The organism is Clostridium grantii DSM 8605, from assembly GCF_900129965.1.
Taxonomy (GTDB): Bacteria; Bacillota; Clostridia; order Clostridiales; family Clostridiaceae; genus Clostridium_AF; species Clostridium_AF grantii.
Genome location: NZ_FQXM01000019.1, coordinates 1 through 13,555 on the forward strand (window position 1 = coordinate 1; position 13,555 = coordinate 13,555).

Sequence of the window (13,555 nt, forward strand, 5' to 3'; positions counted from 1 at the left end):
TTTTGAAGATTTGATAATACAAAGTTTTGATAAGATTCATGAGAAACATATTTAGGTTTCATTTGTAACACCCCAATCACAGTTAGTAAAGGAAGTAATCCCTTCAATGCGATTATTGGGTTGATTTTCAAAAGTCAAGTGTTTTTTTGAGTTTTAACAATGTTTTTTAGAAGTGAAATTTCCAATTTCACTTTAAGAAAATAAAAAACTTCCTACTAAAAGTAGGAGGATTACAACTAAAGTGTTTTGAGGAAACCCTTAAAACATAACACTCGGTTAATTCCGAGAGTTTATTATATACCTAGGAGGATAAAATCATGTCAAGTTTTCAAGTAGCTTATATTCCAATAGGAGTTCCAACTTTCCATTTAGAAAGTGCAAATGATCAGTTCAAAAAATCAGTGGATATGATGCAAACATTAACGAATAATGGGGTTTATCCTGAGAAACCATTATTGACTATTGATGATTTAAAACTATTTTTAAAAGAAATTAATCCGGATTTGATTGTATTACAAAATAATACATTTGCTAATTCTGCTTATGCTAGTGAGGTTCTAAGAGCCTTTGATTGTCCAATACTTCTATGGACTTTAAGAGAACCTGTAATTGATGGTGGAAGACTTAGGTTAAATTCTTTAACAGGAGCTTATTCAGCAGGAAATGTTATGCATCATTTAGGAAGAGAAAAATTTGAATATATATTTGGTGCTCCTACAGAAGAAAAGGTTATAGCAAAAATTAATGCAACAATACGTGCAGCAGAAGTTAAAAAATCTTTACGTTTTTTAAATGTAGCAGCTGTGGGACAAACGCCTCAGGGCTTTGGATTTGGAAGAGCATTGGATGCTGAAGTTGCAAAAGCTTTCGGAGCAAATTTAGAGTCTATTGAGGCTAGAGAATTGATGTTAAAAGCTAAAACATACAAAAAAGAAGAATATGAGGATGTTTTGGCAGAAGCAAGAACTAAAATGGTTGGTTTAGATAAGCTACCAGAAGGAAATGTAGACGCTTTTGCAAGACTTTATAAAGCATATAAAGAGTTTATAGATTCTAAAAATATAAAAGCATTAGCATCAAGATGTTGGCCTGATTACTTTGTAGAATATGGGACACCCGTTTGTGCAGTTCTGGGTATGCTAAATGATATAAATATAGCTGCAAGTTGTGAATCAGATTTATTTGGAGCTATTTCTATGTATATAGGTGTGGAACTTTCAGGAGGGCCAACATTCTTTGGAGATCCTGTATCACTTGATGAAGAAGATAATACTGTTACTTTCTGGCATTGTGGAACGGCAGCTTGTTCATTAGCAAGAAAAGATACAGGTTCCGAAATGGGTGTTCATCCTAACAGAAAAATAGGACCAACAATGGAATTCGGATGTAAACCAGCTGATGAAGTTACTATATTTAGAGTGGGTAGAAAACCTGATGGTCAATTTAGATTCTTTATTTCAACAGGGGAAGCGTTAGATGTACCTAAACAATTTTGCGGAACATCAGTAGTTATCAAGCCAGATACTAACGCTGCAGAATTAGTGAATAAAAGTGTTAAAGACGGATGGGAACCTCACTTTGTTGTAATTTATGCTAACGTAGCAGAAGAACTTGAAACACTAGCTAAATTATTAGATATGGAAGTTTGTAAGTATTAAAGAAAAGAAAAAATTAGAAAAAATTAGAAAATTAGGGACGGTTCATGAAATTTGGTTAATTAAATTTAAATATAAAGTTAGAAATAAAAACTAGTTCTATGACTAGTTTTTATTTTTAGATTATAAGGAATATACTTTAATTGTTAAAAGTAAAAATTAACTACGTTATTTCGCTATTTAATATAGGATGAAGTATATGAATTTATAAGCTTGTCTTAATATATAATAGAATACTTCAAATAAAAGTACTGCTTAAAAAATTTGAAGTCATTGATAAGGGTTAAAAAAAATTAAAATTTAGCATATATAAGAGAAGAAACTTAATTATGAATAAAAATTTAACAAATCATCGAAAATAAAGCTATATTCCTTTTTAGAATCAATTAATTCCAAGCCTTTTTTGCATAGCCTAGATACATTTGAAGAAGTCATATTTCCTATCATATGACCTATACTTTTGTAAGTACAATTACAATAGTATTTTATCAATACAACAGAAAGAGCTTTATATTCTATATTATTCCTATCATACTTTAAATGTATATTAAAGGTTCTATCAAAATTTTTCCTTATAAATTCAACTATATGTTCTGTTTCAAACCTTGAATTTATTACTCTTATGTCGCTTTTATAGTGAGTTTTTTGGGTATTAAATTCATTTATTAGATCAATATCAGTAAATTTATCATCCTGATTCATGGCAACTAAGTATTTTTTACGTGCTTCGTTAATATTAGCATCATAAAGCTGAAGAACATAGCTGCTATCAATTATACTATTAGCTTCATCTTTTAATCCTAAATAAATAGGCAAACTGGAATATTTATATTTCTCTGTATTATGTTTAAATTTTTTTATATCTTTAGGGTTTCGGTGAATATATAATGAAAGATTTTTCATATATTTATCAGTTAAAATAGGCTTATTTTTAAATCTATCATGAAAAACATGACCTTCCCTATTATATTTCTTGTTGTAATAAATAGCATAAGATTGATTTACTGATTTCATAAATGAGCTTAAATTGGATTCGTTAGAATCTGTAATCAGATGAGCATGGGTTGTCATAATGCAATAAGCATATATTTTAATAGGGTGAATTTTTTTGTATTTTTCAAGTAGTTCTAAATATTTTTCTTTATCCATATTATCTCTAAATAGAGGGCACTCTTTTAATCCTTTTACCATAATGTGGTCCTGTCCAGTAGCGCTTATTATTCTTTCAGTTCTTGGCATATAAAACATCCTTTCGGTAACAATTTCTTTGTTTGTGTTTGTAACACAGTTTTTTAAAATTATTGCCAAAAAAAGAGAAATAAATCATGATAGCTTAAAATATTTTTATATATTTAGAACTTTTAAGAAAAGTTAGGGATGGTTCAGTATTTTCAAAAATACTGAACCGTCCCTAACTTACGTCCCTAACTTACGTCCCTGACTTATAACTTGCAAACTTGTCTATAGATTTTTCATTTGAAAAGTTTTTCTTCCTTTTACGCCTGGAATTACTTTGAATACAGCTCCAGCATATTCATCATTCATACCTATAGATGCAGTCGTAATATAAAGAGTATCCAAATTCCTTCCGCCAAAAGTACAACTAGTTACTTGGGCAGTTGGCAAATCAATTTCATCAATGATATCTCCAGTAATAGGATTTATTCGTTGTACCATGTAGCCACCCCATTTTGCTACCCATAACATACCTTCATCATCAATAGTCATTCCATCGGGGACACTATTTTTATCATTGAAATGTATAATGATTTTTGGATTTTTTATAGTATCATCTTGAATGTCATACTCATATGATATAATTTGATTAGTTGGAGAATCAATATAATAAAAAGTTTTTAAGTCTAAACTCCATTCTAATCCATTTGAAATTGTTACATCTTTTATTAAAGGAGTACATTTTTGATTTTCTGAGAATTTATATAGATATGCTGCATTTTTGGCTCTATATTCACTTTGATCTATGGCCATTGTCCCAGCCCATAGATTGCCTGCAGGGCTTATTTTTCCATCATTAAATCTAACGAAATCTTGATGAGTGGATGGAACATATATTAATTTATTATCTATATATACACCATCTTCTAATCCCATAATAGTACTATTGTTTTCATCAAAACTTATAAATCCAATTCGTTTGTCTAAGGTTACTTCATTATAGATTTTTTTTTCTTCATCTAAACTACAAACTTTTTTACCTTCAACATCTATCCAACAAAAAGTATTGTTATTATAGTTCCATGTTGGACATTCTCCAATTAAATCATTATTATTAATTACCATTTCTACCTTCAAAAATTAACACCCCTCAATACAAAATTTAAAGTTAATACAAAATCATATAATATTAATTATATTAATTATAACGACTGAAAAGATTTTTAGCAACGTAATTTAGCCAGAAACATTCCTAATTAAGCTTAGTAATGCTGAACTGAACTACTTGCAATAATACTGAATTCAAATAATACTCAATCCAATTAATACTAATTAATACTGAACCGTCCCCATATTTTTGGCTTGGAATCATCAAGTTAATAATGAACCGTCCCCCATATTTTCTATACTTCATTATATGTTCTTGAAGATGGAAGAAAGCACTAAAACAATTAAATTCAATTATCCAAGAATAATCATCTATGAAATAAGCTTACAAGGTTTTTAGTAGAGGAATTAGAATTTCTTGGTGAAGTTCAGCGACTTTTTAGATATATTTGCCATTGTTATATAAGAATAAATTACCTCAAAAAGTAAATTATATATAGTAAATCATCTACTTAAATAGTAAGGATAATCTTCATATGATTTTTATAGGAGGGAGAAGTTTGAAAAAACACAGCATTTTTTTTCACATTATATTGATTATATTGATAATTAGTTTTAATTGTAAAGCAGTTGAAGGAAAGAATGTAGAGGTAGCTTATATAGAAAATTTTTATGTTGAAATTATTACAAGTATACAAGAAAATAAAAATTCAATTAATTTCAAGGACAAAAATCTGGAAAAGGGAATAAGAGAAAAGTTGAATAAACCTGAAGGAAACTTAACAAAAGATGATGTGAAGAGCTTAGAGGAACTATCTTTAAATAATAAAAATATTTCTTCTTTGGAGGGAATTCAATATTTAACTAACCTAAGAAAATTAGAGTTAATGTTCAATAATATTAATGATTTAAGTTCTTTAAAAGATTTAAAGAATTTAGAAAATTTGGATTTAGGATATAATAAAATTACTGATATTTCATGGTTAAGTAATTTGACCACATTAAAAAATTTAAACTTGCAGAGTAATAAAATAAGTAACATAAGCCCCCTAAGCAGTCTTATAAATTTAGAAGTATTAAATTTATACAATAATCGAGTAAAAAATTTAAAACCTTTAAGTGGATTAACCAATTTAAAAGATTTGAATTTATATATAAATAAAATTCAGGAAATCGAATCATTGAAATACTTAAAAAATCTTACTAATCTATCATTAGGAATGAATAAGGTAAACAGTATTAATTCTCTAACAAACTTAAAAAAGCTAAAAATATTGGAGTTAAGCGAGAACAAAGTCACTGATATTAAGCCATTGAGTAATCTAACAGAATTAATGGAAGTATATTTATACGGAAATAATATTAATGATATTATTCCACTAAAAGAGTTGAAGAACATAGTATTTTTAGATTTATCAGAAAATGAAATTTCAGATATTAGTTCATTAGGCAAACTTTCAAATTTAAAAATATTACTACTAGCTAGAAATAATATAAAAAATCTTAAAGGCGTAGATACTACGAAAAACTTAGAAATTCTTGGGTTATCTGATAACCAAATTTCTTCCTTAGATGAATTAAGTTCTCTTAAAGAATTATCTTCTTTATATTTGAGTAATAATAATATAATTAATGTAACACCCTTAAGTCATTTAACTAATATTAAGAAGCTAGATATTTCCAATAATGGTATAAGTGATATAGGAAAGCTGAGAGAACTACCTAATCTATATTTAACAAACATTGATTTTTCAGGTAATCCGCTACCAAAACATGTTTTTACTGATAAACTTAATGAAGAATTTATTTTAATGACGTTAAATCCCTACATTCAATCAGCTATAACAGAATATTATGGTGAAGGTAGACTTTACAATAATAAAGGAATTATTTATATTGTAAAGTCAGAAGGAAAGTATAAAGTAAAAATAAGGGTTGAAACTTTTGTAGGGGCTCATAATCCTCCTTATGGAATAGAAACTATGATTATTAGCTATGATTACACAGGTGCAAAAGTTGAGGATTTTAAACATGAGGATGTAAAAGCAATCATATGAAAAATTATATTAAAAATTTGGAAATTATGATATAATTTACGTAGTTAAAGTAGGTGGAATTTTTGAAAAATAAAATCAGAGCTTTAGGACCATTGATAATAAGTAATGTGATGGCATGTATTTTACTAGTAGCAACAATTAAAACTAAAGTAGGAAATGAAAAAATTATATATACTATTTTATTAATAAGTTTGGTGTTGGCATCAGTGTTACTTGGTCATGCTACGTGGACGGATCATGAGAATAGTTAAAAGAACAAAGGCGTAGCAGTTTAGCTGCGACTTTTATCGATTAGTGATATAAAATTTTATTTGTAGCAGCGGGTTTAATTTTAAAGTTAAATTTAGTGAATTTATCTTTTGGCATAATTTTTTTATATCATTATTTAAATTATATACCAAAAGAGATGCGATAATATTTAACTAAAGTAAGCACATTAAAATTACTAAGTATTCAGGAGTGATAAAAATTGAATTTAATTGAAATAAAAAAAGACAAGCGTAATATTTTAAATATCATATTGATCTTGAGCATAGTCAATTTACCAATATTTATTTATTCTATAATGGGAAAGTATTCTGTTTTTAGATTTGTATTTATTATTGCAATTGTAATTCTTACGGAAATTTTTCTTGCTATTTTTATTAATGATATGATTTTCAAAAGGTATTTTAAAGCTATTGATAATGCTGAAAAAATTATAAGTTCCAAGGCTAGAAACAGAATTATGATAGTAGGATATGTGTTATACTTAGCATTTTATTACTATATTTTATTTTCTATTATGAGTGACAGTGATTATTTCTTTACCTCCACATTTATACTTTACATTAATATAATGAATTGTTTTAATATATTCAATGGTCAAAATATCTTAAATGTTTATAAAGGGGATACTTATTTATTATATGCTAACAGGATAATTGAGAATGAAAAAATATACAATTATGAAGTTAAAATATTAAAAAAATATAAAAAAGATAAAAAAGATAAAATACAGCTTACAATTAATATAAAAGGACAGGCAGATCTTGTGGTTTTTTATAGCGGGATAGCTTATAAAATAAAAGATATTATTGATGGATTATACGAGGAAAGATTTATTGAGGAGAAAATGAAAGAGTATGGAGTTACGAAGTGAACATTACTATAGCTAAGGAGGAAACAGTATTGAGGAAATATATTACTTGTGTAGTTTTAATATTAATGACATTAGCTAATGAAAACATTATATTTGCTGAGTCTTATTCAATTTGTGATGGTACCAATATTAAGGTGGATTTCAGTGGGCGAAATATTAGTGACAAAAAAATAGATGTAGATTATGTTTTAAAAGCTAGGATGTATATAGAATACCCTGATGAAAGTAATGATAGTGAAACTATTGAATTAGATATAGAAGAACGTTAATAAGTTATATTTCATTAGTGAATGAGTTAATTAATTATGATGATATATTATTTTTTAAATAATGATATTAACTGTCTAATTAAACATTGATTGTGCAAATATACCCTCTTGCAGACTTTCAGAGAAATGTGATTTTGAATTATTTAAAAAACGAACACCAATTGGACATAAACTACCTATGAATGATTTTACCTCTCTTTGGTCATAATAATCAAATATAGTCTTATAAAGAGGTAAATAAAATGATAGAAATCGGATATATACATTACATTTATATGCTACTAATTTTACTAATTATAGTATTAATGGTTTTAAAAAAGGATATTGTACTTGTTTGTATCCTTGGCTTATTTATCATAGGTACTTTATATAATAAAAACGTGTTAGATGGTATTGAAACCATATATAAAGGAATTATTGTTTCAGGAAATGAGTTTTGGAGCATTATTGTTACTATTTCTTTAATTGTAGCTATGTCAAATGCATTAAGGGATATTGGAGTAGATGTAGTTATGATAAAACCCTTTAATAGATTTATCAAAACTCCTTCAATTGCTTTTTGGGTTATAGGGCTATTGATGACGGGTTTTTCCTTTATTTTGTGGCCATCTCCTGCTGTTGTATTAATTGGGGCAATTATTTTACCAGTTGCAGTGAAATCGGGTCTACCTAAGATATGGGCAGCGGTTGCAATGAACCTCTTTGGGCATGGCGTAGCTTTATCAGCAGATTATTTTATACAAGGAGCTCCTTCCATTACTGCTAAAGCTATTAATATAGAAGATCCCACTGTAATTATGAAAGAGGGGTTTCCACTTTGGTTAACTATGAGTATTGTCACTGTGGTTACAGCTTATATAATGATGTTAAAAGATATAAAAAGAGAAATAGCTAGTGATACAGAAATCACAAAAGATAAAAATATACCGAAGGTAAATGAGGTATTTGTAGTGAAAGATATACCAAGGGAAAGTATTTGGGTAAAATTTGTGGCTGTCTTAACGCCAGTTGTTTTCTTAGTAAATATTTTTATTATGTATAGATATGAACTAAAAGGTGGAGACGCAGCAGCTCTTTTAACTGGATCAGCAGTATTTATTACTATAATTTGTGTGTCTATTAAAGGAGATTTTGAACATCTGCTAAACCAACTAAGTATGTACGTTAAAAATGGTTTTATATTTGGTATTGAAACTTTTGCTCCAATTTTAGTTGTAGGTGCATTTTTTTTTATAGGAAATCAAGAGACAGCAATACAAATATTAGGTGAAGGCGCATCAGGTTATTTAGGCGACGTAGGACTTTATTTATCTACTAAAATATCCTTATCTATTCCTATGGCTATTGTGATTCAAGCAGTTACTGCAGGTATTTCCGGACTAGGGGGAGCAGGATTTTCAGCATTGCCTTTAGTCGGTACCATAGCAAAGACGTTATCAAGTGTGGGTAATATTGATGTAACAAGGCTTGCCTCTTTAGGACAAATATTTGCTATGTGGGTTGGTGGTGGAACGGTTATACCTTGGGGTGTTATTGCGGTTGCTGCAATATGCAAAGTAAATCCAATGGACCTAGTGAGAAAAAATCTTTTCCCAGTAGGTGTGGGTTTTGTAGCGACTATATTGGTAGCTATGATTATTATTTAAGGTATATTTATAAAATAAGATTTTTCTATACTTGCAATTATGCAACGATTGTTATATAATCCCTTTGAGGTGATTAAAATGGCTAGACCTATAGAATATAATAAAGAGGAAGTACTTAGTAAAGCCATGGAATTGTTTTGGTGCTATGGCTATGAGTCTACATCTATGAAAGATCTTGTTGCAGCAACAGGTATGACAACACGTAGCATGTATAATATTTTTGAATCAAAGAATGGTTTGTTTAAGGAAGCTTTAGAATGGTATTATAAAATTAATATAGATAAACCTTATGAAAAATTGATACAAGAGAATGGACTTGGAGCTGTAAGAGATTTTGTATTAGCTGTTGCTGACTTATTAGACCAAATTAACATCAAAACCCCTGTGGGATGTTTATTTTCTAACACCATATCTGAGCGAAATTGTGTAGATATAGATAGTTTTCAATTTGTTAATAAGTATTTTAATAATTTAGAAGAAGCTTTTAAAACAAAATTAAAATACGCAGTAGAAAATGAGAATTATTCTGGGGACCCTGGGTTAAAAGCAAAACAGCTAGTTGTAATGATTCAAGGTTTGTCTATCTATTCTAAAAATGCTTATGCGGATAAAAACTGTAGACTTATTATGGATGACTTTTTAACCTTAATTGATATTTAAATCAATTTTAAGGATGCAAATCAATATCTGGCATACGTTATATTCTGTATGACCTCTATTTTTATAGTTAATAATTTAAAAAGATTAATAGCTGAAGTTAAGAATTGTTTTATACCATTAATCTAAAGGAGTATCAAATTATGAAAAGAGAAGAATTCCAAAGAATTGAAAGTTTTATGTTAAAAAACATGGATGATACTGTTCATAATTCTTTACATGTATATAGGGTTTTGAATTATGCAATTCAAATTACAGATGCTATGGAGAATGTAGATACGGAAGTTGTTATAATATCAGCACTTTTACATGATATAGGTAGAGTAGATGAAATGAAAAATCCAAGTCTTTGTCATGCAGAAGTAGGAAGTGAAAAAGCAAAGAATTTTCTGATTGGTAATGGATACGGGGAAGAAAAAGCAGATCATATTGCTAATTGCATCCTTACGCATAGATATAAAAAAAGTAGAGAACCACAAACAATAGAAGCAAAAATTATTTTTGATGCAGATAAATTGGACTTAACAGGAACTGTTGGTGTGGCAAGAGCCATATTGTTTGGGGGACAAATTGAAGAACCTTTGTATTTAGTTGGAGAACATAGATTTCCTACTAAGGGAATACCATCAGAAGGAGCATCTTTATTTAGAGAATATAATCGAAAATTAAATAAATTATTTCTAAAACTGTATACTGAAAAGGCAAAAGAAATTGGAAGAGAACAACAAAATACGATGGATTCATATTTTAATAATTTATTCCAAGAGGTGAATAGAAATTACTTCAATGGTAAAAAACTAATGGATAGAATACTTGAATAAGGAGTATTCGCTAAAGTAGCAATAACTTTAAGCGATTTAAGTAAATAAACTTTTCCTTGCTATTGTGCAACGGGTGTTGTATAATTATTAACAATAGTAAACTTAAAGGAAATACTAATTTAAGCTATTGAAATATTTAGTTAAATTTATAAACATGATTATGTAGTAATAAAGCAGTGAAATAAAATTTTTTGAAACTTATGCAATGTTCATTGCAAAATATAAAATAAAAATATTGCCATATGTGAGGCATAGGAGGAAATTAAAATGAAAGTAGAAATTTGGTCAGATTATGCATGTCCGTTTTGTTATATTGGTGAAAGAAAACTTGAATTGGCACTTAAAGAAACAGGAATGATGGAAAATACTGAAATTGTATTTAAATCTTTTGAATTAAATCCAGACGCTAAGAAAAGATATGACAAAAATATTAATGAATTAATAGCCGAAAAATATGGTGTAAGTCTTGAACAAGCTGCGGCCAATAATAAGAATATTATAAGTGCTGCAAAGGAATTAGGGCTTGATTATAATTTTGAAGATTTAAAGTACACAAATACTTTTGATGCACATAGATTATCACATTATGCAAAAGCAGAAGGAAAGTTAAAAGAATATACTGAAGCTGTTATGAAAAGTTATTTTATAGATAGCGAGCTTATATCAGATGCTGAAGTATTAGTATCCATCGCAGAAAAGGTGGGTTTAGATAAAGAAAGAGCTTTAATTATTTTAAATACAACAGATTTTAGCCATGAAGTAAGACAAGATGAACAAAGTGCTTATGAACGAGGAGTTAATGGGGTTCCCTATTTTGTATTTGATGAAAAACAGGCAGTATATGGGGTACAACCAGTGGATGCTTTTGTTAAGATAATTGAAAGCTTAAAATAAGTATAAGTTTTATAGGGCAACATAAGTAAATAAATAAATAAATAAATAAATAAGTAAATAAATAAATAAAAACAATAATAGGGGAGTAAATAAAGTGGAAAATAATAATACAGATAAAAAATTAACTATACTTTGGACAAATGCAGATCCTCTTACGGCTGAAATGATGGTGTTTATGTATGCGGAAGCTTCATTGACATACAAGTGGTGGGAAGATGTTGAGATTATCGTTTGGGGTTCAACAGCGAAATTAGTTGCAGAAAATAAACATATTCAAGAAAAATTATTAGATATTAAGGCAAAAGGTGTTGAAGTTCGCTTTTGTATAGCTTGTGCAACAAAGATTGGAGTTGTTGATGAGATTGAAGCATTAGGTTTTGAATTAAAACCAATGGGACTACCATTAACTGAAGTTCTTAAAACTAATGGAAAATTATTAACAGTATAAAATTAGAAAAGGGAGGATAAATTATGGATTTAAAAAAAGCATTAAAAGAATATAATGAAGCAGCGGCAGCAAAGAGACCGCAAGAAATAATAGATATTATGACTAATTCAGCAGAGCAACTAGTTAAAGATAAAATAGGTAAGAATGCGCTTGCAGTTGGCGATAAAATTCCTAATTTTACATTAGGTAATGCTAACGGGGAAGAAATTAATATTTATGATTGTTTAGCTGAAGGACCAATGGTTATTAGTTTCTACAGAGGGGCTTGGTGTCCATATTGTAACCTGGAATTGAAAGCATATAAAGATATACTTCCACAGATCAAAGAATTAGGTGCTAATTTAGTGGCCATTTCACCAGAACTTCCTGATAATTCATTTTCATTAATTGAAAAACATGAACTTGGATTTGAAATTCTTAGTGATTTAGAGAATGTGGTTGCCAAAAAGTTTGGATTAGTTTTCAAATTGGATGAAGCAATTATTGAGGTTTACAAGAAGTTTGGAATTGATGTTGAAGCAGGTCAGGGAAATGATAAATATGAAGTGCCTCTTCCAGCTACTTATGTTATTGATGGTAAGGGTGAAATTGTTATGGCTTATGTGAATACAGATTATACTAAGAGACTTGAACCAAGTGAGACTTTGACAGCACTATCAGCTATTCAAAACAAATAAACGAAAAGAGGTATCAAAGTTTTTAGTGGGTGCATTTTCTCAGTGTTATTTTTGTGATTATGGGTTAACTTGTATTGATGGCAATATTGTTAAAGACAATGGTTTTGTTGATCGATTAGCGCCTGAAATTTTTCCATATAATTATAGAAGATATTTTAGGTGCTAAAAAATAAAAAGTATAAATGATATTTTGATTCTATTAATTATCAGTTTATAACTTTTTGTGCCATACAATATGGGCAAAGTGATTGTTTAACATCTTCACTTATTTGACAAGAACCACATTCATCTAAATATTTTTGATTCATTTATCATACCTCCTCTCAGTATCTAAAATGATAGTATCTATTAAAAATAGATGTATTTTCAAATTGGTGTGTGTATGTAATAATTATACTGTAAAAAGTAAAAAAATCAAGGAGCAAAAAGAATATCATTGTGGAGGTAGTTTTACTTTATTGCATCGTGGAAAACCAGATAAAAAGGATTTAAAAGAAGCAGCAGAATTCGCAAAAAAAATTACTAATAAATAAGCATAAATTTAGTTAATATAAGGCCAGTTAATTTTTATTATAAGGAGAGTTTTATGCAAAATTATAAGTTTAATCAAAATAAAAAGTGTGAATATTTTCCCTGTCATAAAGGGGTGGATGAAGATAAATTTAATTGTTTGTTTTGTTATTGTCCGCTGTATATGTTAGGGAATGAATGTGGTGGTAATTTTAAAGTTACTAATGGAGTTAAAGATTGTTCGGGATGTACCAAGCCTCATGATGAAGAAAGTTATGCTTTTGTCATGTCGAAAATAAAGATGGTTATAAAAAAAGGATCAAGTTTTATTAAAGCGGATTAATTAAATATAAAGATTTTCTTCAGAAATCTTTCAATTCATCAAAGGAAAAAACTCAAGTTTAGTAGTGTATATATTAGACTTGAGTTTTTATATTTTGATTAAGTTATTTATATAAGGTAAACTTTTGGAATAGTAGGTGTAAAATGGGAAATTA

At 28.4% G+C, this 13,555-nt stretch carries 15 protein-coding genes; 13 read left to right on the forward strand and 2 right to left on the reverse strand.

The window, feature by feature from the left end; all coding sequences use genetic code 11:
* The first annotated feature begins 317 nt into the window (after positions 1 to 317).
* Positions 318 to 1,658, forward strand: a complete 1,341-nt coding sequence (locus BUB83_RS14755) for a fucose isomerase (RefSeq protein ID WP_073339268.1) — start codon at positions 318 to 320, stop codon at positions 1,656 to 1,658.
* A gap of 324 nt (positions 1,659 to 1,982) precedes the next feature.
* Here BUB83_RS14755 and BUB83_RS14760 read toward each other — a convergent pair whose 3' ends face one another.
* Together BUB83_RS14760 and BUB83_RS14765 are read right to left on the reverse strand one after the other, a co-directional pair.
* The gene (locus BUB83_RS14760; RefSeq protein WP_073339270.1) at positions 1,983 to 2,894 is read right to left on the reverse strand and encodes a transposase; all 912 of its coding nucleotides are present in this window, start codon (positions 2,892 to 2,894) and stop codon (positions 1,983 to 1,985) included.
* Between the two features lie 222 nt (positions 2,895 to 3,116).
* Entirely contained in the window at positions 3,117 to 3,968 is an 852-nt protein-coding gene (locus tag BUB83_RS14765; RefSeq protein ID WP_073339272.1) for an SMP-30/gluconolactonase/LRE family protein, read from the reverse strand.
* Between the two features lie 530 nt (positions 3,969 to 4,498).
* Here BUB83_RS14765 and BUB83_RS14770 point away from each other — a divergent pair.
* From BUB83_RS14770 to BUB83_RS14825, 12 genes are all read left to right on the forward strand, one after another.
* Positions 4,499 to 5,995: a leucine-rich repeat domain-containing protein gene (locus tag BUB83_RS14770; protein ID WP_073339274.1), complete on the forward strand. Its 1,497-nt coding sequence runs from the start codon at positions 4,499 to 4,501 to the stop codon at positions 5,993 to 5,995.
* 62 nt (positions 5,996 to 6,057) lie between these two features.
* Complete coding sequence (locus BUB83_RS14775) at positions 6,058 to 6,246, forward strand: hypothetical protein (protein WP_073339276.1); 189 nt, start codon at positions 6,058 to 6,060, stop codon at positions 6,244 to 6,246.
* A gap of 218 nt (positions 6,247 to 6,464) precedes the next feature.
* Positions 6,465 to 7,136, forward strand: a complete 672-nt coding sequence (locus BUB83_RS14780) for a hypothetical protein (RefSeq protein WP_073339278.1) — start codon at positions 6,465 to 6,467, stop codon at positions 7,134 to 7,136.
* Between the two features lie 29 nt (positions 7,137 to 7,165).
* On the forward strand, positions 7,166 to 7,405 hold the full coding sequence (locus BUB83_RS14785; RefSeq protein WP_143160560.1) for a hypothetical protein: 240 nt from the start codon (positions 7,166 to 7,168) through the stop codon (positions 7,403 to 7,405).
* Positions 7,406 to 7,647: 242 nt separating this feature from the next.
* Positions 7,648 to 9,051: a hypothetical protein gene (locus BUB83_RS14790; RefSeq protein WP_073339282.1), complete on the forward strand. Its 1,404-nt coding sequence runs from the start codon at positions 7,648 to 7,650 to the stop codon at positions 9,049 to 9,051.
* A 78-nt stretch (positions 9,052 to 9,129) separates the two neighbouring features.
* The gene (locus tag BUB83_RS14795; RefSeq protein ID WP_073339284.1) at positions 9,130 to 9,711 is read left to right on the forward strand and encodes a TetR/AcrR family transcriptional regulator; all 582 of its coding nucleotides are present in this window, start codon (positions 9,130 to 9,132) and stop codon (positions 9,709 to 9,711) included.
* A 140-nt stretch (positions 9,712 to 9,851) separates the two neighbouring features.
* Entirely contained in the window at positions 9,852 to 10,529 is a 678-nt protein-coding gene (locus BUB83_RS14800; RefSeq protein WP_073339286.1) for an HD domain-containing protein, read from the forward strand.
* A 267-nt stretch (positions 10,530 to 10,796) separates the two neighbouring features.
* Positions 10,797 to 11,423: a DsbA family oxidoreductase gene (locus tag BUB83_RS14805; RefSeq protein ID WP_073339288.1), complete on the forward strand. Its 627-nt coding sequence runs from the start codon at positions 10,797 to 10,799 to the stop codon at positions 11,421 to 11,423.
* Positions 11,424 to 11,517: 94 nt separating this feature from the next.
* Positions 11,518 to 11,871, forward strand: coding sequence for a DsrE family protein (locus BUB83_RS14810; RefSeq protein ID WP_073339291.1), 354 nt, complete (start codon positions 11,518 to 11,520; stop codon positions 11,869 to 11,871).
* A 23-nt stretch (positions 11,872 to 11,894) separates the two neighbouring features.
* On the forward strand, positions 11,895 to 12,548 hold the full coding sequence (locus BUB83_RS14815; RefSeq protein ID WP_073339292.1) for a peroxiredoxin-like family protein: 654 nt from the start codon (positions 11,895 to 11,897) through the stop codon (positions 12,546 to 12,548).
* Between the two features lie 335 nt (positions 12,549 to 12,883).
* Entirely contained in the window at positions 12,884 to 13,081 is a 198-nt protein-coding gene (locus BUB83_RS22230) for an NADPH-dependent FMN reductase family protein (protein WP_200801483.1), read from the forward strand.
* Between the two features lie 53 nt (positions 13,082 to 13,134).
* Complete coding sequence (locus BUB83_RS14825) at positions 13,135 to 13,401, forward strand: cysteine-rich small domain-containing protein (RefSeq protein WP_073339293.1); 267 nt, start codon at positions 13,135 to 13,137, stop codon at positions 13,399 to 13,401.
* Positions 13,402 to 13,555 lie beyond the last annotated feature (154 nt).